General features: G+C 68.7%; 14 protein-coding genes. 1 reads left to right on the top strand and 13 read right to left on the bottom strand.

Annotated features, from left to right (window positions below):
- Positions 1-50: 50 nt before the first annotated feature.
- The 4 genes from folM to rho all read right to left on the bottom strand — a co-directional run bounded on the left by folM (position 51) and on the right by rho (position 4,608).
- Positions 51-764 carry a dihydromonapterin reductase gene (gene folM / locus UN84_RS14875; RefSeq protein WP_046078353.1) on the bottom strand — a complete coding sequence of 238 codons (714 nt, stop codon included), beginning with the start codon at positions 762-764 and terminating at the stop codon, positions 51-53.
- On the bottom strand, positions 761-1,546 hold the full coding sequence (locus UN84_RS14880; RefSeq protein ID WP_046078354.1) for an NAD(P)H-flavin reductase: 786 nt from the start codon (positions 1,544-1,546) through the stop codon (positions 761-763). The genes folM and UN84_RS14880 overlap by 4 nt, the downstream gene beginning before the upstream one ends.
- On the bottom strand, positions 1,543-3,036 hold the full coding sequence (ubiD, locus tag UN84_RS14885) for a 4-hydroxy-3-polyprenylbenzoate decarboxylase (RefSeq protein ID WP_046078355.1): 1,494 nt from the start codon (positions 3,034-3,036) through the stop codon (positions 1,543-1,545). The genes UN84_RS14880 and ubiD overlap by 4 nt, the downstream gene beginning before the upstream one ends.
- Before the next feature lie 312 nt (positions 3,037-3,348).
- Positions 3,349-4,608, bottom strand: coding sequence for a transcription termination factor Rho (gene rho, locus UN84_RS14890; RefSeq protein ID WP_016853467.1), 1,260 nt, complete (start codon positions 4,606-4,608; stop codon positions 3,349-3,351).
- Positions 4,609-5,054: 446 nt separating this feature from the next.
- Here rho and ppx point away from each other — a divergent pair, with 446 nt between their 5' ends.
- On the top strand, positions 5,055-6,590 hold the full coding sequence (gene ppx, locus UN84_RS14895; RefSeq protein WP_046078356.1) for an exopolyphosphatase: 1,536 nt from the start codon (positions 5,055-5,057) through the stop codon (positions 6,588-6,590).
- Between the two features lie 22 nt (positions 6,591-6,612).
- Here the strand turns inward: ppx and tilS are convergent, their stop codons facing one another.
- The 9 genes from tilS to bamA form a co-directional block, all read right to left on the bottom strand.
- A complete protein-coding gene (gene tilS, locus UN84_RS14900; RefSeq protein WP_107181092.1) occupies positions 6,613-7,893 on the bottom strand; it encodes a tRNA lysidine(34) synthetase TilS in 1,281 nt (426 codons plus the stop codon).
- A 265-nt stretch (positions 7,894-8,158) separates the two neighbouring features.
- Positions 8,159-9,112 (bottom strand): acetyl-CoA carboxylase carboxyltransferase subunit alpha, encoded by a 954-nt coding sequence (locus UN84_RS14905; RefSeq protein WP_046078359.1) that lies wholly within the window; start codon positions 9,110-9,112, stop codon positions 8,159-8,161.
- Positions 9,113-9,239: 127 nt separating this feature from the next.
- Positions 9,240-12,749 (bottom strand): DNA polymerase III subunit alpha, encoded by a 3,510-nt coding sequence (gene dnaE, locus UN84_RS14910; RefSeq protein WP_046078360.1) that lies wholly within the window; start codon positions 12,747-12,749, stop codon positions 9,240-9,242.
- A gap of 102 nt (positions 12,750-12,851) precedes the next feature.
- A complete protein-coding gene (gene rnhB / locus UN84_RS14915) occupies positions 12,852-13,463 on the bottom strand; it encodes a ribonuclease HII (RefSeq protein ID WP_046078361.1) in 612 nt (203 codons plus the stop codon).
- The gene (lpxB, locus tag UN84_RS14920; RefSeq protein WP_046078362.1) at positions 13,460-14,668 is read right to left on the bottom strand and encodes a lipid-A-disaccharide synthase; all 1,209 of its coding nucleotides are present in this window, start codon (positions 14,666-14,668) and stop codon (positions 13,460-13,462) included. Before lpxB ends, rnhB begins: the two co-directional genes overlap by 4 nt.
- Positions 14,669-14,672: 4 nt before the next feature.
- Positions 14,673-15,440 (bottom strand): acyl-ACP--UDP-N-acetylglucosamine O-acyltransferase, encoded by a 768-nt coding sequence (gene lpxA, locus UN84_RS14925; protein ID WP_035592691.1) that lies wholly within the window; start codon positions 15,438-15,440, stop codon positions 14,673-14,675.
- Positions 15,437-15,880, bottom strand: coding sequence for a 3-hydroxyacyl-ACP dehydratase FabZ (gene fabZ, locus UN84_RS14930; RefSeq protein ID WP_026068244.1), 444 nt, complete (start codon positions 15,878-15,880; stop codon positions 15,437-15,439). Before fabZ ends, lpxA begins: the two co-directional genes overlap by 4 nt.
- A gap of 105 nt (positions 15,881-15,985) precedes the next feature.
- Positions 15,986-17,023: a UDP-3-O-(3-hydroxymyristoyl)glucosamine N-acyltransferase gene (lpxD, locus tag UN84_RS14935; protein ID WP_046078363.1), complete on the bottom strand. Its 1,038-nt coding sequence runs from the start codon at positions 17,021-17,023 to the stop codon at positions 15,986-15,988.
- 168 nt (positions 17,024-17,191) lie between these two features.
- Positions 17,192-19,543 (bottom strand): outer membrane protein assembly factor BamA, encoded by a 2,352-nt coding sequence (gene bamA / locus UN84_RS14940; RefSeq protein WP_173835023.1) that lies wholly within the window; start codon positions 19,541-19,543, stop codon positions 17,192-17,194.
- Positions 19,544-19,568: the final 25 nt, after the last annotated feature.

A 19,568-nucleotide genomic window follows, 5' to 3' on the forward strand; every position in this document is an offset into this window, starting at 1 on the left:
GCGGCTATCGCCAGTCTAGGCGCTGCTCGCCGGATCGGCGAGCCGACCCACTAGCGAAGATGCCGTCCGCCGTCGACCGGCAGGGTGATGCCCGTCACGTAGCGGTTATCCAGCAGGTAACGCAGGCTCTGATGGATCACGCCCGGCCCCGGGATCAGCCCCATCGCCGACTTGGCCCGAGCCTTCTCGGCGTAGGCCTCGTCGTCGTCCTCGTTGAGCATGATCATCGCCGGGGCGATGGCGTTGACCTGGATCGACGGCGCGTACATGGCAGCGAACGACAGCGTCAGGTTCTCGAGCCCGGCCTTGGAGGCGGCATAGGCGGCGTGCTTGCGCGAGCCCTTGCTGGCGACGAAGTCGGTCATGTGAACGATGTCGCGCATCGGCTCGCTGCAAGCCTCGAGCAGCTCGCGGGCGCCGAGGTTGATCAGGTACGGCGCCAGCATGTGCACCCGAAACAGCCGTTCGAAGTTGTCCCCGGCCTCGGGCCCGGCCACATCGGGCGCCCAGTCGCTGGCGTTGTGGACGATGGCACGCAGCGAGGACGTCTCGGCCTTGAGCCGCTCGAGGAAGTCCTCGATGCCGGCCTGGCTGTCGAAGTCGGCCTGCAGGGTGACGACGCCACGGCGCCGCAGCACCTCGAGCGCCTCGCGCTCGCGACGGTAGCTGACGATCACCGGATGGCCCTCGTCGATCAGCCGCTCGGCGCAGTGGCGCCCCAGGCGCTGGGCGCCGCCGGTGATCAGGATCGGCGAGGCGCTCATGCCCGGCCTGCCCTCACCAGGCTGCCCACGGTAGGCACCAGCGGGTCGCGCGGCGCATAGGCGAAGACGTCGGAGAACACCCGCGACGGCTCGAGCCCCAGCGAGGCCAGCACGTCGACGCAGGCATAGACCATGCCCGGCGAGCCGGAGAGATAGACGTCATGGCCGGAGACGTCGACGTCGTCGAGCGCCTCGCCCAGCGCCGCGTCGATGCGCCCGGCATGGCCCTGGACGCGCTCGTCGGCGAAGTCGTCGCCCATGCCCTGCTCGCTGACGCCGTGGAAGGTCAGGTTCGGATGCTGGGACGCCCACTCCCGGGCCAGGCTCTCGAGATAGAACTCGCGACGTTCCTTGGCCGCCCACCACAGGGCGATCTCGCGCGCCGGGTCGGCGTGCAGCGCCGCCTCGACGATCGCCTTCATCTGCGCGAAGCCGGTGCCGGCGGCCACCAGCAGCAGCGGGCGGGTGCTGTCCGGATCGAGCACGCAGTCGCCGCTCGGCAGCCGCAGGGTCAGGTGCTGCGCCTCCACCAGCAGCTCGCGCAGCCGCGCCGAGTTGGAGCGCTCCGGCCAGTGCTGGATGTGCAGCTCCAGCCGGCCGTCGCCCGCATGGGCATTGGCGATGGAGAACGGCACCCAGGTCTCGGGGTCGAGCGCCATCTCCAGATACTGGCCGGGCGCATGGGCCATGGCTTCGGCGCGGCCTTCCAGGCGCACCCGGAAGACGTCGGGGGTGAGGTCCTCGACCTCGACGACCTGGCAGGTCAGGGTCCTTGCCGTCATGAATGCCTCTTGTCGTTATCAGGGGTGTCGATGCCCAGCTCGTCCCAGCGTTCGCTGACGCGGGCCTTGACGGCCTCGTCCATGACGATGGGCGTGCCCCATTCGCGATCGGTCTCGCCGGGCCACTTGTCGGTGGCGTCCAGGCCCATCTTGGAGCCCAGCCCCGCCACCGGCGAGGCGAAGTCCAGATAGTCGATGGGGGTGTTCTCCACCATCACCGTGTCCCGCGCGGGGTCCATGCGGGTGGTGATGGCCCAGATCACGTCCTGCCAGTCGCGGGCGCTGACATCGTCGTCGAGCACCACCACGAACTTGGTGTACATGAACTGGCGCAGGAAGCTCCACACGCCCATCATCACCCGCTTGGCGTGGCCGGGGTACTGCTTCTTCATGGTCACCACCGCCATGCGGTAGGAGCAGCCTTCCGGGGGCAGGTAGAAGTCGACGATCTCGGGGAACTGGCGACGCAGGATCGGCACGAATACCTCGTTCAACGCCAGCCCCAGCACCGCGGGCTCGTCCGGCGGGCGGCCGGTGTAGGTGGAGTGATAGATGGCGTCGCGGCGCATGGTCATGCGCGTGACCGTGAACACCGGGAAGGTCTCCACCTCGTTGTAGTAGCCGGTGTGATCGCCGTAGGGGCCTTCCAGAGCGGTGTCGTCCGGATAGAGGAAGCCTTCGAGGATGATCTCGGCGGAGGCCGGCACCTCGAGGTCGGCGTGGCCGCACTTGACCAGCTCAGTGCGCGAGCCTCTCAAGAGCCCGGCGAAGGCGTACTCGGAGAGCGAATCCGGCACCGGCGTCACGGCGCCGAGGATGGTCGCGGGGTCGGCGCCCAGCGCCACCGCCACCGGGAAGGGCTCGCCGGGATGCTCGCGGCACCATTCCTGGAAGTCCAGGGCGCCGCCGCGATGGGACAGCCAGCGCATGATCAGGCGATTGCGCGAGAGCTTCTGCTGGCGGTAGATGCCGAGGTTCTGGCGCGACTTGTGCGGCCCCTTGGTGATCACCAGCGGCCAGGTGACCAGCGGCGCGGCGTCGCCGGGCCAGCAGTGCTGGATCGGCAGGCGGTCGAGGTCGACGTCATCGCCCTCGAGCACCACCTCCTGCACCGGCGCGCGCTTGAGCCGCTTGGGGCCCATGCTCATCACCTGCTTGTAGACCGGCAGCTTGTCGAGGGCATCGCGGAAGCCCTTGGGCGGCTCCGGCTCCTTGAGGAAGGCCAGCAGTTCGCCGACCTCGCGCAGCGCGGTGACGGACTCCTGGCCCATGCCCAGGGCGACCCGCTTCGGCGTGCCGAAGAGGTTGCCGAGCAGCGGCATGTCGTGTCCCTTGACGTTCTCGAACAGCAGCGCCGGTCCGCCGGCCCGCAGGGTGCGGTCGCAGATCTCGGTGATCTCCAGGTAGGGGTCCACCTCGGCGGTCACGCGCCTGAGCTCGCCCTGCTCTTCCAGCGCGGCGATGAACTCGCGCAGGTCCTTGTACTTCATGCGGCCTTCCCGTTATCCCGAACGACGCAAAAGGGGCAGCATAGCATGCTGCCCCTTCGGGATGCTGCGCCTGAGCCCTCGCCCCGGCCGAACGAATCGAAGACGGAAAGAGCGGCGAGGACCGACGCGCAAGCCTTTGCCGAGCGCTGATGCAGAGTGAAGCGGCGCGCGGCGCTCGCCAAGGATGGCGAGCGAGCGGTACCCGTGAGGGATTATGTTGTACCGCGACGCGCAGGCCGCAAACGACGCATCAGGGTTTCGCTCGGCGTGGCGCCGGCGGCGGTCCTCGTCGCCCACCAAGGCAGCGTAGCGTCAACGCCGCTTCATGGCCTCGAAGAACTCCAGGTTCGTCTTGGTGTCCTTGAGACGATCGATCAGGAACTCGGTGGCCGCGGTATCGTCCATCGGGTTGAGCAGCTTGCGCAGGATCCACATGCGCTGCATCTCGTCCTCGGAGGCGATCAGGTCCTCGCGGCGGGTGCCGGAGCGGCGGATGTTGAGGGCCGGATAGACGCGCTTCTCGGCGAGCTTGCGGTCCAGGTGGGCCTCCATGTTGCCGGTGCCCTTGAACTCCTCGAAGATCACCTCGTCCATCTTGGAGCCGGTATCGACCAGTGCCGTGGCGATGATGGTCAGGCTGCCGCCTTCCTCGATGTTGCGCGCCGCGCCGAAGAAGCGCTTGGGCTTCTCAAGGGCGTGGGCGTCGACGCCGCCGGTCAGCACCTTGCCTGAGGACGGCACCACGGTGTTGTAGGCGCGCGCCAGGCGGGTGATGGAGTCGAGCAGGATCACCACGTCCTTCTTGTGCTCGACCAGGCGCTTGGCCTTCTCGATCACCATCTCGGCGACCTGCACGTGGCGGGCCGGCGGCTCGTCGAAGGTCGAGGCCACCACTTCACCGCGCACGGTGCGCGACATCTCGGTGACCTCCTCGGGCCGCTCGTCGATCAGCAGCACGATCAGGTGACACTCGGGATTGTTGCGCGTGATCGAGGTGGCGATGTTCTGCAGCATCAGCGTCTTGCCCGCCTTGGGCGGCGAGACGAGCAGGCCGCGCTGGCCCTTGCCGATGGGGGCGGTCAGATCGATGATCCGCGCCGTGAGATCCTCGGTGGAGCCGTTGCCGATCTCCATGCGCAGCCGCTCCTGGGGGAACAGCGGCGTGAGGTTCTCGAAGAGGATCTTGTGCTTGGCGTTCTCGGGCTTGTCGAAGTTGATCTCGCTGACCTTCAACAGCGCGAAGTAACGCTCCCCTTCCTTGGGCGGACGAATCTTGCCGGAGATGGAGTCGCCCTTGCGCAGGTTGAAGCGCCGGATCTGGGAAGGCGACACATAGATGTCATCGGGGCCGGCCATGTAGGAACTGTCGGCGCTGCGCAGGAAGCCGAACCCGTCCTGCAGGATCTCCAGCACGCCGTCGCCGTAGATCGCCTCGCCGCTCTTGGCGTGCTTCTTGAGGATGGCGAAGATGATGTCCTGCTTGCGGGAACGCGCCAGGTTGTCGATGCCCATCTCGCGGGCGATCTCCAGGAGTTCCGGCACGGGCTTTTGCTTGAGTTCGGTAAGATTCATCGGTGTGTTCAGAAGTTGCTCGTGAAAGCCGGGCAGTCGTGCGCCGTATGGGATAAAGAGGCGAGACGTTAACGCCGCGTGGATGCGTTCAGAGCCCGGACAGGCTGCCTCTCGTCGGATGCGGGTCATGGCCACGGGCGGGCGACCGCTGAGGGTGCCGGGCCAGTCTCGGGAGCGAGGGAGCAGGTTCGTTTTCGCCTGAAATCAGCGCAGCGGGCCATGGGCCGGGAAGAGGGCTGATTGCAGAGGGCTATCTGACGACTTGGAAAAAATGACCGTGGCGTGGTGGCCATGGGCGGTCGGGAAGCATTCGGAACAGGCGAACGCCCCGATACTAGTCAAGGGCGACGGGAAACGCAATACCCGCGCCGAGCCCGCTCCGGCGCGATTGACAAGCCCGATGGACGACCGCAACCTTTTTGGCCAGTCTCCCTGAAGGACCCGCCATGACCGCGCCCAAGGACCGGCACGACGCCGATGCCAGCGAGCTCGAGCTCGCCCCCCGCCGACTCGCCGCCATCGATCTCGGCTCGAACAGCTTTCACCTGCTGGTCGCCAACTATCGCGACGACCGCCTGCAGGTCGTCGCCCGGCAGGGCGACAAGGTCCAGCTGGCCGCCGGCATCGACGAGGACGGTCAGCTCAACGAGGACGCCATGACCCGGGCACTGGACTGCCTGGCCCGCTTCGCGCCCTTCCTCGAGGGCATCGCCCCGCCCGACCTGCGGGTGGTCGGCACCAACGCCCTGCGCGACGCCGACAACAGCCAGGAGTTCATCGATCGCGCCGAGGCCCTGCTGGGTACCCGCATCGAGATCATCGCCGGCCGCGAGGAAGCCCGCCTGATCTATCTGGGCGCCGCCCACGCGGTGGCCGAGGACGGCCGCCGTCTGATCATCGACATCGGCGGCGGCTCCACCGAGTTCATCATCGGCGAGCACTTCGAGCCCCAGGCCCTGGAGAGCCTGAGCATGGGCTGCGTGACCTTCACCCGTCGCTTCTTCGACGGCGGCGAGATCACCGAGAAGCGCATGCGCCGCGCCGAGCTGGCCGCCCTCTCCGAGCTCGCCAACATCCAGAAGCCCTTCCAGAAGCTCGGCTGGAGCGACCCGGTCGGCTCCAGCGGCACCATCAAGGCCGCCGCGGCGGTGATCGCCGCCGCCGGCAAGTCGCCCGAGGGCGTGATCACCCGCCAGGGCCTGGCCGACCTGCGCAAGCGGCTGCTCAAGTGCAAGCGCCTGGACAGGGTCGCCATGGACGGCCTCAAGGCCGATCGCGCCCGGGTCTTCCCCGCCGGCATCGCCATCCTCGGCGCCATCTTCGAGGCCTTCGACCTGGAGGAGATGCGCTATTCCGACGGCGCCCTGCGCGAGGGCGTGCTCTACGACCTGGCTGGCCGCAACAGCCCCGAGGACTCGCGGCTCAAGACCCTGGCCAATCTCGAGCGCGTCTACGGCGTCGACGCCCGTCAGGCCGACAACGTCGCCGCCACGGCGCTGGCACTGTTCGCACAGGTGCGCGAGGCCTGGCGGCTGGACGAGGATCAGGCGCGCTTCCTGGAATGGGCCAGCCGGCTCCACGAGGTGGGCCTGGCCATCTCCCACAGCCAGTTCCACCGCCACGGCGCCTACCTGCTGGAGCACTCCGACCTGGCCGGCTTCTCGCGCCCCGAGCAGCGGCAGCTGGCTTTCCTGGTCCGCGCCCACCGGCGCAAGTTCCCGCACAAGGAATGGCAGGCCCTGCCCGCCGCCGAGCGCCCCGCGATGTCACGGCTGGCCCGGCTGCTGCGCCTGGCGGTGATCCTCAACCACTCGCGCCCCGAGCAGCCGCCCGAGACACCCACGCTCACGACCGACGACGGGGACGCCCTGCGACTGCACCTCGAGGCGGAGCAGGACCCCAGCCTGCTGCTCGCCGACCTGGAGCAGGAAGTCGCCTACCAGCAGGCCGCCGACCTGACGCTGATCCTTGCCACCGACTGACCCTGGCCCCGGCTGAGCCCGCTCAGCCGCGTCGCCAGCCCTCGGCGCAGGCCAGCCAGCCCGAGGGCCGCCCCACCGCGACCGCGTCGTCGCCATGCCAGGCGACGATCAGCCCGGTCCGCTCCCAGGGCGGCAGCCCCCACTCCTGCAACAGGCGCTTGAGATCGCGGCGCCCTCGGCCCGCCAGGCGCAGCCGCTCGCCGCCGACCCGCGGCGCCAGCGACAGGGTCGCCGGCCGGCCATCCTGGCGGCACAGGCCGCGCTCGAGCGGCCCCAAGGGTGTCACAAGCGGCACGCGGCCATCCCAGTCGGCGCGCCATTCGGCCGGCAGCGACACGACCGGCGCCAGCAGATACAAGCTCCCGCGCCAGACCCGCGCCTCGGCGCCCGCCCAGACGACGCGCACCTCGGCGTCGCGGCGCGCCTCGAGCTGCTCAAGCAACGTCGCCAGCCGAGCGGCCGGCGGCCGCGGCAGCCCCCGTCGCTCCAGGCAGTGGCGGATCAGCAGGCGACGGCGCGGCGCCGAGAGCGCCAGAAGGTCGTCGAGGGGCAGGCAGGACGGCTCGCCCCCCAGCCGTGCCAGGTCCTCGGCGGCGAATTCCTCGAGCAGGCCATCGGCCTCGCCGGCATGCGCCGCGCTGCGGGCCAGCCCCGCCGCGGCGTGCGGCCAGCGCTCGGCCAGCAGCGGCAGCGCCCGATGGCGCAGGAAATTGCGATCCAGCGCGGTGTCGCTGTTGCTCGGATCCTCGACCCAGGCGAGATTCAGACGCCGGACCTCGGCTTCCAGCGCCGCGCGGGAAACGTCGAGCAGCGGGCGCACGCGGCGGCGCCCGGCGAGATCATGCACCGCCGGCATCGCCGCGAGCCCGCGTGGGCCGGCGCCGCGCAGCGCCGCCAGCAGGAAGGTCTCGGCCTGATCATCGCGATGCTGGGCCAGCCACAGGGTCTCGCCGGCGCCGACGCGCCGGGCGAAGGCCCTATGGCGCGCGGCCCGCGCCTCGCCCTCGAGCCCAAGCCCCGCCTTGGCATCGACCGCGGCACGCTCCACGAACAGCGGCACCCCGAGCCGCGAGCACAGCCACCGGCAGTGGCGTTCGAAGTCGTCGCCGGCGGCCTGCAGGCCGTGATGCACGTGCAGCGCCCGCAGCGGGCGCGGATGACGCCGGCAGGCCTCGGCGGCCAGGGTCAGCAGCAGCGCGGAATCGAGCCCGCCGGAGAGCGCCACCCAGACGCAGCGCCCCGGCGGGGTCTCCGCCAGGGCGCTGTCGATCGTGGCTTGCAGGGAAGAGGACGCGAGGCTCATGGGCAGGGAGAACGCTCAGGCATGTTGAAGGGGAAGCTTCCCCACGCCAGATACCGGCAACGGATGCCCCGAAGCCAGCGCCCTCTTCGAGCGAAGGCAAGGGCTAGGCCCGTTCCCGACGGGCCTACGCACTTCCCACATCCGTGTGGGTCGCAAGGCAAAAATCGGCAAGAAAGCGCAGTTTACTCGTCGGTAAATGAGCATTTCGTCCGGGCTGGCGCACCAGCCGATTTTTAACGCCGTATGGCCGAGCGCAGAAAGGGCTTTACACAGGGGCGCCGTAGCTCATCAGGCGCTTGTACCGCCGCTCGAGCAGCTCGTCGGTCTCCATGCCCTCGAGGCGTTCGAGGCTCTCGGTCAGCGCGGTGCGGATGCGCTCGGCGGTGTCCATCGGCTTGCGATGCGCGCCACCCAGCGGCTCGGGGATCAGGGTATCGACGAAGCCCAGCTCCTTGAGGCGCTCGGCGGTGATGCCCATGGCCTGGGCGGCCTCGGAGGCCTTCTCGGCGCTCTTCCACAGGATGGAGGCGCAGCCCTCGGGGGAGATCACCGAATAGGTGGAGTACTGCAGCATGGCCAGCTCGTCGCACACGCCGATGGCCAGCGCGCCGCCGGAGCCGCCCTCGCCCACCACGGTGGAGACGATCGGCGTCTTGAGCCGCGACATCACCGCCAGGTTGTAGGCGATGGCCTCGGACTGGCCGCGCTCCTCGGCGTCGATGCCCGGGTAGGCGCCCGGGGTGTCGATGAAGGTCAGCACCGGCATCCTGAAGCGCTCGGCCATCTCCATCAGGCGGCAGGCCTTGCGGTAGCCCTCGGGCCGCGGCATGCCGAAGTTGCGGCGCACCTTCTCCTTGACGTCACGGCCCTTCTGGTGGCCGATGACCATCACCGGCTTGTCGTTCAGCCGCGCCACGCCGCCGACCAGGGCGGCGTCGTCGGCGAAGTTGCGGTCGCCGTGCAGCTCGTCGAAGTCGGTGAAGACGTGCTCGAGGTAGTCGAGGGTGTAGGGACGCTGGGGATGACGCGACAGCTGCGACACCTGCCAGGCGGTCAGATCCTTGAAGATCGACTCGGTGAGCTTGCGACTCTTCTCCTCGAGCCGGCCGATCTCGTCGTTCAGGTTGACCTGGCTGTCGTTGCCGACCAGGCGCAGCTCCTCGATCTTGGCCTGAAGCTCGGCGATGGGCTGTTCGAAGTCTAGGTAGTTGGGGTTCATGGGATAGCCTTGTCTCGTCGGCCGAAGAGGCGACCGGGGGGAAGCGTCAAACGGTGTTCATTATCGCACCCTGACACGCCCACGCAAGGCGAGCCAGGGTGCCTGCACATTGTCGGTGCGTCGCGTGTCAACGGTAGCGCAGGCGCACGCCGTCCTGGCCCTCGACCTCGCGCAGGGCGATCAGCAGCTCGTCGGAGGGCGTGACCCGCCACTCCTCGGCCAGCTCCAGCCAGCCGCTGGCCGTGGCGCTGCGGTAGCGCAGCCGCACCGGCAGGCCCTCGTCGCTGCGGTAGGGAGCCAGGCTGTCGCGCAGGCTGTCCACCAGCCGGCCGTTGGCGCGTTCGCCGTCCAGCGCCAGCTCCACCGCCTGGCCGTAGCGGGTGCGGGCGTCGACCATCGGCGTGATCTCCTTGCCACGCAGGCGCAGGCCGCCCGAATAGTCGTCGCTCTGCACCTCGCCTTCGACGATCAGCACCTGGTCGGTGTCCAGGCGGTTGCGCACCTGATCGAACAGCTCGCCGAACAGCGAGGCCTCGATGCGGCCGGTGCGGTCGTCCAGGGTGACGAAGGCCATGGTGTCGCCGCGCTTGGACTTCATGGTGCGCATGCCGACCACCAGCCCGGCGACCCGCTGCGACTCCCTGGACGGCTTGAGGTCGCCGATGCGGGTGGAGACGAAGCGCTCGAGCTCCTTCTCGTACTCGTCGATGGGATGACCGGTCAGATACAGCCCGAGAGTATCCTTCTCGCCGCCCAGGCGCTCCTTGTCGGTCCAGTCGCGGGCACCGCGATAGTCGGCGTAGACGTCGGTGTCGTCCTCTTCATCGGAGGCGGCAAAGGCCTCGCCGAACATGTCCATCATGCCCAGGTTCTGGTTGGCCTGGTTCTGGGCCGCGGCCTTGAGCGCGGCCTCCAGTGAGGCGGCCATCACCGCGCGGCTCGGGCCCAGGTTGTCCAGTGCCCCGGAGCGGATCAGCGCCTCCAGGGTGCGCTTGTTCATGCGCTTGGGGTCGACCCGCTTGCAGAAGTCGAACAGGTCGCGGAAGGCGCCGCCCTCCTCCCGGGCCTCGACGATGGCGCCGATGGGGCCCTCGCCGACGCCGCGGATGGCGCCCAGGCCATAGACCACCCGGCCCTCGTCATCGACGGTGAACTTGTAGCCGCCGACGTTGACGTCCGGCGGCGTCACCGTGAGCCCGATATGGCGGCACTCCTCGATCAGCGGCACCACCTTGTCGAGGTTGTCCATCTCGGTGGACATCACCGCCGCCATGAAGGGCCCGGGATAATGCGCCTTGAGCCAGGCGGTCTGGTAGGACACCAGGCCGTAGGCCGCCGAGTGCGACTTGTTGAAGCCGTAGCCGGCGAACTTCTCCACCAGGTCGAAGATGTTGCCCGCCAGGTCCTTGTCGATGCCGTTCTCGGCGCAGCCCTCCATGAAGCCGGCACGCTGCTTGGCCATCTCTTCGGGCTTCTTCTTGCCCATGGCACGGCGCAGCATGTCGGCCTGGCCCAGGCTGTAGCCGGCCATCACCTGGGCGATCTGCATCACCTGCTCCTGGTACAGGATGATGCCGTAGGTGGGCTCGAGCACCGGCTTGAGCAGCTCGTGCTGGTAGTCCGGGTGCGGATAGGCGACCTCGGCCCGGCCGTGCTTGCGGTTGATGAAGTCGTCGACCATGCCCGACTGCAAGGGCCCCGGACGGAACAGCGCCACCAGGGCAATCATGTCCTCCAGCGAGTCCGGCAGCAGGCGCTTGATCAGCTCCTTCATGCCGCGGGATTCGAGCTGGAACACCGCCGTGGTCTCGGCCTTCTTGAGCATCTCGAAGGTCGGCTTGTCGTCCAGCGGGATGGCGTCGATGTTCAGCGGCCCCTGCCCTTCCGCGGCGCGCACCTTGTCGACCATCTCCAGCGCCCAGTCGATGATGGTCAGGGTGCGCAGGCCCAGGAAGTCGAACTTGACCAGCCCGGCGTCCTCGATGTCGTTCTTGTCGTACTGCACGCGCAGGCCGCTGCCGTCCTCGTCGCAGATCAACGGCGAGAAGTCGGTGAGCTTGGTCGGCGCGATCACCACGCCGCCGGCGTGCTTGCCGGTGCCCCGGGTGATGCCCTCGAGCTTCACCGCCATGTCCCAGATCTCCTGGGCCTCCTCGTCGGCGTCGAGGAACTCCTTGAGCTGGGGCTCGTCCTCGATGGCCTTGGCCAGGGTCATGCCGACCTCGAAGGGGATCAGCTTGGACAGCTTGTCGCCCAGCGAGTAGGGCTTGCCCTGGGCGCGGGCCACATCGCGCACGACGGCCTTGGCGGCCATGGTGCCGAAGGTGACGATCTGCGAGACGGCGTCGCGACCGTAGCGCTCGGCCACGTAGTCGATCACCCGGTCGCGCTTCTCCATGCAGAAGTCGACGTCGAAGTCGGGCATCGAGACACGCTCGGGGTTCAGGAAACGCTCGAACAGCAGGTCGTATTCGAGCGGATCCAGATCGGTGATCTTCTGCGCATAGGCCACCAGCGAGCCGGCACCGGAGCCCCGCCCCGGGCCGACGGGGACGTCGTTGTCCTTGGCCCACTGGATGAAGTCCATCACGATCAGGAAGTAGCCCGGGAAGCCCATCTGCAGGATGATGTCGAGCTCGAAGTCGAGCCGCTTGCGGTAGCGGGCATCGATCTCGGCGTACTCGTCGCCGTCACGGGGATACTTGTCCACCGGGTAGAGGAAGTCCAGGCGCTCGGTCAGGCCGTCGTGGGAGATCTTGCGGAAGAACTCCTCCTGGGTCATGCCCTCGGGGATGCCGTATTCCGGCAGGAAGATCTCGCCCAGGCGCACGTCGACGTTGCAGCGCGCGGCGATCATCACGCTGTTTTCCAGCGCCTCGGGAATGTCCGAGAACAGCTCGGCCATCTCCTCGGGGCTCTTGAAGTACTGCTCCTCGGTATAGCGACGCTCGCGGCGCGGATCGTCCAGCGCCTTGCCCTCGCCGATCGAGACCCGGGTCTCATGGGCCCAGAAGTCCTCGCGCTCGAGGAAGCGCACGTCGTTGGTGGCCACCACCGGGGTGCCGGTCTCAACGGCCAGATCCACCGAGAGGTGCACGCACTCCTCCTCCAGCGGCCGGCCGGTGCGGGTCAGCTCCAGGTAGTAGCGTCCGGGGAAGGCGGCCTGCCATTCGTCGAGCAGGGCCCGGGCCTCGGCGTGGTGGTCGGTCAGCAGGTGACGGCCGACGTCGCCCTCGCGGCCGCCGGACAGGGCGATCAGCCCCTCGCTCTGCTCGAGCACCCAGCCCCGCTGAAGCAGCGCCACGCCGTCCTTCTGCCCTTCGACCCAGCCCCGCGAGATCAGCTCGGTGAGGTTGCGATAGCCGACGTCGTTCATGGCCAGCAGCGTCAGGCGGTAGGGATGGGCCTCGTCGTTGGGGTTGGCGAGCCAGAAGTCGCCACCGATGATCGGCTTGAGGCCGGCCCCCTGGGCGCCGCCGTAGAACTTGACCAGGGCGAAGAGGTTGGCCTCGTCGGTGAGCGCCAGTGCCGGCACGCCCTGGTTGCCCGCCGCCTTGATCAGCGGCTTGAGACGCACCAGGCCATCGACCAGGGAGAATTCGCTGTGCACACGGAGATGAACGAAGGGAGCGGTCATGGCGGACTCGGGCTTGATGATGGGAAATGGGTCGACGCTGTCACGGAAACGAAGACCGGCCGGCACGGCCCGTCTCGACGCCCCGCCCACAGGCTAGATGATCTAGAGCAGGTTCAGCTGGCGCTTGACGGGCGCAAAGGAGCGACGGTGCTCGGGCAGCGCGCCGAGGCGCGTCAGGGCGGCCAGGTGCTCGGGCGTCGGGTAGCCCTTGTGGCGGGCGAAGCCGTAGTCGGGATGGCGCGCGTCCAGCGCCAGCATGTCGGCGTCGCGCGCCACCTTGGCCAGTATCGAGGCCGCGGCGATCGCCGGATGACGGGCGTCGCCCTTGACCACCGCCTGGCCCGGCACATGATGCCCGGGGAGCCGATTACCGTCCACCAGCAGATATTCCGCGGCCGGCGACAGCGCATCGATGGCGCGGCGCATGGCCAGGTGCGTGGCGTGGTAGATGTTCAGGCCATCGATCTCGTCGGGGCTGGCCTCGGCCACGGCGAAGGCCAGCGCCCGCTCGCGGATCCGGGCGTCCAGCGCCTCGCGGCGCTTGGCGGTCAGCTTCTTGGAGTCGGTCAGCCCGTCGATCGGCGCGGCCGGATCGAGGATCACCGCGGCAGCCACCACCGGGCCGACCAGCGGGCCGCGCCCGACCTCGTCGACCCCGGCCAGATGCGTGCCGCGATAGTCGACGACCAGCGGCGGGAAGTCCTCGGCCTTCATGTGCCCTCCTCCAGCGCCTCGGGCGCCACCGAGGCGGGCAGCGCGCGGCGCGCCACCAGCGCCTCGACGGCATCCACCGCGCGGCGGCTGGCGTCGCGCTGCAGCCCTTCGTGCATGGCCGCGAAGCGCGCCTCGAGGGCGTGGCGCGCCTCGGCGTCGTCGAGCAGCGCGGCGAGCTCGGCGGCGATGCCCTCGGGGCTGGCGTCGTCCTGGATCAGCTCCGGCACCAGGGCCTCCCGGGCGATCAGGTTGGGCAGCGAGATCCATTCGGTCTTGACCAGCCGCTTGGCCAGCCAGTGGGTCATCGGCGCCATGCGATAGGCCACCACCATGGCGCGGTGGCACAGCATGGCCTCCAGCGCCGCGGTGCCGGAAGCCAGCAGCACGGCATCGGCGGCCACCATGGCCTCACGGGACTGGCCGTCGATCAGGATCACCCGCTCGCGCAGCGCCTCGCGGCCCTCTAATACCCCCTCGAGCTCGGCGCGCCGCGCCGGCGTGGCGGCGGGAATCACCACCCGCAGCGCCTCGCGCTCCCGGCACAGCCGCTCTGCGGCGTCGAGGAAGATCGCCCCCAGGAAGCGGATCTCGTTGGCCCGGGAGCCCGGCAGCACGGCCAGCAGCGGCGCCGCGTCGGACACGCCCCGGGCGGACAGCCCCAGCGCCTCGCGAGCCTCGCCCCGGTCGTTGACCAGCGGCAGCTCGTCGGCCAGCGGGTGGCCGACGAAGGCCACCGGTACCCGATGGCGGACGTAGAAGGCGGCCTCGAAGGGCAGGAAGGTCAGCATCGCGTCCACCGAGCGGGCGATGCCCTTGACCCGGCCCTGGCGCCAGGCCCACACGGAGGGGCTGACGTAGTGGGCGGTGGTCAGGCCGGCCTCGCGCAGCTGGCGCTCGAGCCCCAGGTTGAAGTCCGGCGCGTCGATGCCGATCACGATGTCGGGCCGCCAGTCGAGGGCGTCCTGGCGCAGCGTGCGGCGCACGCGCACCAGCCCCGGCAGGTGCTTGAGTACCTCGACCAGCCCCATCACCGAGAGGGTCTCCAGCGGGAAGCGGCTGTCGATGCCCTCGGCGATCATGCGCGGCCCGCCGATGCCCCGGAATTCGACGCCGGGGTGGCGGGCCTTGAGCTCGCGCATCAGCCCGGCACCGAGGATGTCGCCGGAAAGCTCGCCGGCCACCAGGTAGACGCGCGCGATCGTCATGGCGTCAGCGCACGATGCCGCGGGTCGAGGCCTCGATGGAGGCAACAAAGGTCTCGGTTTCCGGCAGCGCGTACTGCGCGCGGATCTCGGTGAGCGCCTGCTCCACGGTCAGGCCCTGTCGATAGACCAGCTTGTAGGCCTCGCCCAGGGCGCGGATCGCCTCGTTGGAGAAGCCGCGGCGGCGCAGGCCGATCAGGTTGAGGCCGTGGGCCGCGGCGGGATTGCCGTTGATCATCACGTAGGCCGGCGTGTCCTTGGTGATGATCGAACCGCCGCCGGCCATGGCATGCTCGCCGAAGTGGCAGAACTGGTGGATCGCCGACAGCCCGCCGATGATCGCGAAGTCGCCCAGCTTGACGTGGCCGGCCAGGGTCACCTGGTTGGCCAGGATGCAGTCGTCGCCGATCACGCAGTCATGGCCGACGTGAACGTAGGCCATGAACAGGTTGCGCGAGCCGATGGTGGTCTCGCCGCGATCCTGTACGGTGCCACGGTGCAGGGTCACGCCCTCACGCACGACGTTGTCGTCGCCCATCACCAGGCGGGTGGGCTCGCCGGCGTACTTCTTGTCCTGGCATTCCTCGCCGACCGAGGCGAACTGAAAGACCCGGTTGCGCTCGCCGATCACCGTCGGGCCCTGGATCACCACATGGGGGCCGATGCGCGAGCCGGCGCCGATCTCGACGTCGGCGCCGATGACGCTGAAGGGGCCGACCTCGACATCATCGGCCAGGCGCGCGGCCGGATCTACGATGGCGGTGGGATGAATCAAGCGACCTTCCTCTCGGCACAGGTGATCTCGGCCTCGCAGGCGACCTCGCCGGCCACGCTGGCCTTGCACTGAAACTTCCAGATACCGCGCTTCTCGCGGATCACGTCGGCGCGCAGCTCCAGCTGGTCGCCGGGCATCACCGGGCGCTTGAAGCGCACGTTGTCGCTGCCGACGAGATAGTAGACATAGCCGTCGGCGGGCAGCTTGTTGACCGTCTTGAAGCCGAGGATGCCGCAGGCCTGGGCCAGCGCCTCGACGACCAGCACGCCCGGCATGATCGGATGATGCGGGAAATGGCCATTGAAGAACGGCTCGTTGATGCTGACATTCTTGTAGGCAACGATGGATTCGCCATGGGTGAGCTCCGTCACCCTGTCCACCAGCAGGAAAGGATAGCGGTGGGGCAGATATTCCCGAATCTCGTTAATGTCCATTACCATCGTAGCGACCTCTGAAATGACAGAATGCCCCGCATCGCGGGCGCGGCCGTCGCCGCGCGCATGGCGACGGACGGGCGGGGGATTATACCGCCCGAAGGAGCGGCCTCAAGCATCGCGCCCGGCTTTTTCCAGACGCTGCAGGCGACGGGCGATGTCGTCGAGCTGCTTGAAGCGCACCGCGCTGCGCCGCCACTGGGCGTTCTCCATGGCGCCGGTCCCCGAAGAGTAGACGCCCGGCTCGTGGATCGAGTTGGTGACCAGGCTCATGCCGGTGACCTGGACGCCGTCACAGACCGTCAGGTGGCCGGACAGGCCCACGCCACCGCCCAGCATGCAGTGCCGGCCGACGCGGGTGGAGCCGGCGATGCCGACGCAACCGGCCAGCGCGCTGTGGGCCCCGATCTGCACGTTGTGGGCGATCTGCACCTGGCTGTCGATCTTCACGTCCTCGCCGATCACGGTATCGCCCAGGGCGCCGCGGTCGATGCTCGAGCCACTGCCGACCTCGACGTCGTCCCCCAGCACCACCCCGCCGAGCTGGGCGATCTTGTGCCAGCCGGCGCCATCGTGGGCGAATCCGAAGCCGTCGCCGCCGATCACGCAGCCGCTGTGCAGGATCACCCGGGCGCCGATGCTCACCCCATGGTAGACGGTCACGTTGGCATGCAGTCGCGACTCGGCCCCGATCCGGGTGTCGGCGCCGACCACGCAGCCGGGGCCGATCACCACGCCGTCGCCGAGCTCGACGCCCGCCTCGATCACCGCCTGGGGGCCGACCACCACGCCGTCGCCCAGCCGCGCGTCCTCGGCGACCACAGCGGAGGCGTGCACGCCCGGGGTCTCGCGGCCGATCAGCGGGTCGAACAGCCGCGACAGCTGGGCGTAGCCCAGGTAGGGGTTGTCGAGGGTCAGGCTTGCCACGGGGCACTCGTCGGCATGGCTCGGGTGCAGCAGCACCGCCGCGGCCCGGGTTCCAGGCAGGTCCTTGAGATAGGCGCGATTGGCCAGGAAGGCGATCTGATCGGGCCCGGCATCGCGCAGCGTGGCCAGGCCACGCACACGGCGCTCGCCGTCACCCTGGAGGCCGGCCCCCAGCTGCGTGGCGATCTCGGCCAGCGTCAGGGAAGGAGAGTCTTGAGTCATGGGAACCCGATGTCGGTGGTGAAAACACTCTGCGCTGGCGGCGAGCGCCGCGCCGGTTCGATATCGACGGGCCCCGACTCCGTCGATGACGCGAGTCGAGGCCCCGGGACCGTGGCATGAATCGCCGCCTCCCCGTCCCGCGAGGAGGCGGCGCGCCGACGGACCCTGTTAGAAGGTCTGGCCCAGCGAGAACTGGAAGAACTGGGTGTCGTCGTCGCTCTTGGCGTTGAGCGGCTCGGCGATGCTGAAGGTCAGCGGCCCCACCGGCGTCAGCCAGGAGATGCCGAGACCCACGCTGTAGCGTAGCTCGCCCAGGTCGACGCCGGAGCTGCAACTGGACTGACCGGCTTCCTCGTCGCGCACCGCATAGCAGTCGGTGAGAAAGGTGTTGCCGGCGTCCACGAACACCGACGGCTGCACCGAGCGCTTGTCCTCGACGAAGGGCATCGGGAAGATCAGCTCGGCGCCGCCCTCGACCAGCACGTTGCCGCCCAGGGTCCGGTCCTCGTCGGCGTCGCCACCCACGGGCGGCGTGGTATTGGGCCCCAGGGTGTTGCTGGTGAAGCCGCGCACCGATCCCAGGCCGCCGGTGTAGAAGTTCTCGTAGAACGGATAGGGATCGTTGCCGATGCTGTCGGCGTAGCCGACCTCGCCGCGCAGCTTGAACGACCAGGTCTGCTCCTCGTTGATCGGGAAGAAGTGCCGGGCGCGGGCGCGCAGCTTGTAGTACTCGGCGTCGCTGCCGGGCACCGCGGTCTCCAGCGACAGGCGCTGGTAGTTGCCGGCGGTGGGCATGATGCCGCGGTTCAGCGCGTTGCGGGTCCAGCTGGCGGTCAGCTTGAAGGCCTGGGCGTTGTCGCCCTGGTCATCGACGTAGCGCTGGATCTCCGAGGCCGTGTCCCGATAGGTCTCGATGGTCAGGTCCTCGATGTCGGCGCCGAAGTTGAGCCGGGTCAGCTCGTTGATCGGGTAGCCGAAGTTGATGCCGCCGCCATAGGCATCCGTCGAGTAGGTCGAGATGTCGGAATCCTCGTAGTCGGTCTCGCGGTAGAACAGGTTGTAGCCGCGCGAGATGCCGTCGAGGGTCCAGTAGGGATCGGTGAAGCCGAAGTTCAGATTGGTGTAGGTGTCGCTGCGCTGGGCGCCGATGTTGACCCGGTTGCCGGTGCCCAGGAAGTTGTTCTGGGACAGCGAGGCGCCATAGATCACGCCGGCGCTCTGGGAGAAACCGATGCTTGCGGATATCGAGCCGGACGGCTGCTCCTCGACGTTGTAGGTGACGTCGAGCTGGTCGTTGGAGCCGGCCACCGGCTCGGTCTGCACCTCGACCTGCTTGAAGAAGCCCAGCCGCTCCAGGCGCTCCCGGGACTGGCTGATCGACTCGGTGGACGCCGGCGCCCCCTCCATCTGGATCATCTCGCGGCGCAGCACCTCGTCCTGGGTGGTGGTGTTGCCGACGAACTCGATACGACGCACGTAGGCGCGGCTGCCCGGCTCGACGCGGAAGGTCAGGTCGACGGTGCCGTCGCTGCGCGTCTCGGGGATGCCGTCGACGTTAGCGAAGGCGAAGCCCTCGGCGCCGAGCCGCGAGCGCAGCGCCTCGGAGGAGGCGGTCACGTCGCTGCGCGAGAAGGTCTCGCCGCTCTGTACTTCGAGCAGATTGCGGGCCTCGCGCTCGGGGATGCGCAGGTCGCCGGCGAAGGCGATGTCGCCGAGGCGGTAGCGCTCGCCCTCGCTGACGTTGATGGTGATGAAGATCTTCGACTTGCCGGGACCGATCGAGACCTGGGTGGAATCGATGGTGAAATTGACGTAGCCGCGATCCAGATAGTACGAACGCAGCCGCTCCAGATCGCCGGACAGCGCCTGACGGGAGTACTCGTCGCTGGAGAACCAGCCGAAGAACCAGCCCGGCTTGTCCTCGAGCTCGAGGACGTCGCGCAGGGTATCGTCGTCGAAGGCCTGGTTGCCGACGATGTTGATCTGGCGGATCTTGGCCACCGCGCCCTCGTCGATGTCGATGTCGACCTGCACGCGACCCTGGCCGAGGTCCTGGACCTCGGTGTCGATGCTGGCACTGTAGCGGCCCTGGGCCTGATAGACGCCGGACAGCTCGCGCTGGATCTCTTCCAGGGTCGAGAGCTGCAGCACCTGGCCCTCGTCGAGGCCGGCCTCGCGCAGGCCACGGCGCAGCTCTTCCTCGGGGATCTGGCTGTTGCCCTCGATGTTGAGGCTGGTGATGGTGGGGCGCTCCTCCACCTCGATGATCAGCACGTCGCCGTCACGGGCCAGCTGGATGTCCTCGAACAGGCCGGTGGCGAACAGCTGTCGGGCCGCCTCGGCCAGCTCGCGGTCATCGACCCGATCGGGTGCATTGACAGGAAAGGCATTGAAGACGGAGGCCGCCGATACGCGCTGCAGCCCCTCCACTCGTATGTCCTTTACGTCGAAGGTTTCCGCCTGTGCCGTGCCGGCACCGGCGAGCAGCAGCGCCGCCAGTCCGATGGTCTTGATCTTCATGCAGTCGATTCGCTCGCGTTGATCT

The sequence above is a fragment of the Halomonas sp. HG01 genome (genome assembly GCF_000968715.2).
Lineage (GTDB): Bacteria > Pseudomonadota > Gammaproteobacteria > Pseudomonadales > Halomonadaceae > Halomonas > Halomonas halophila.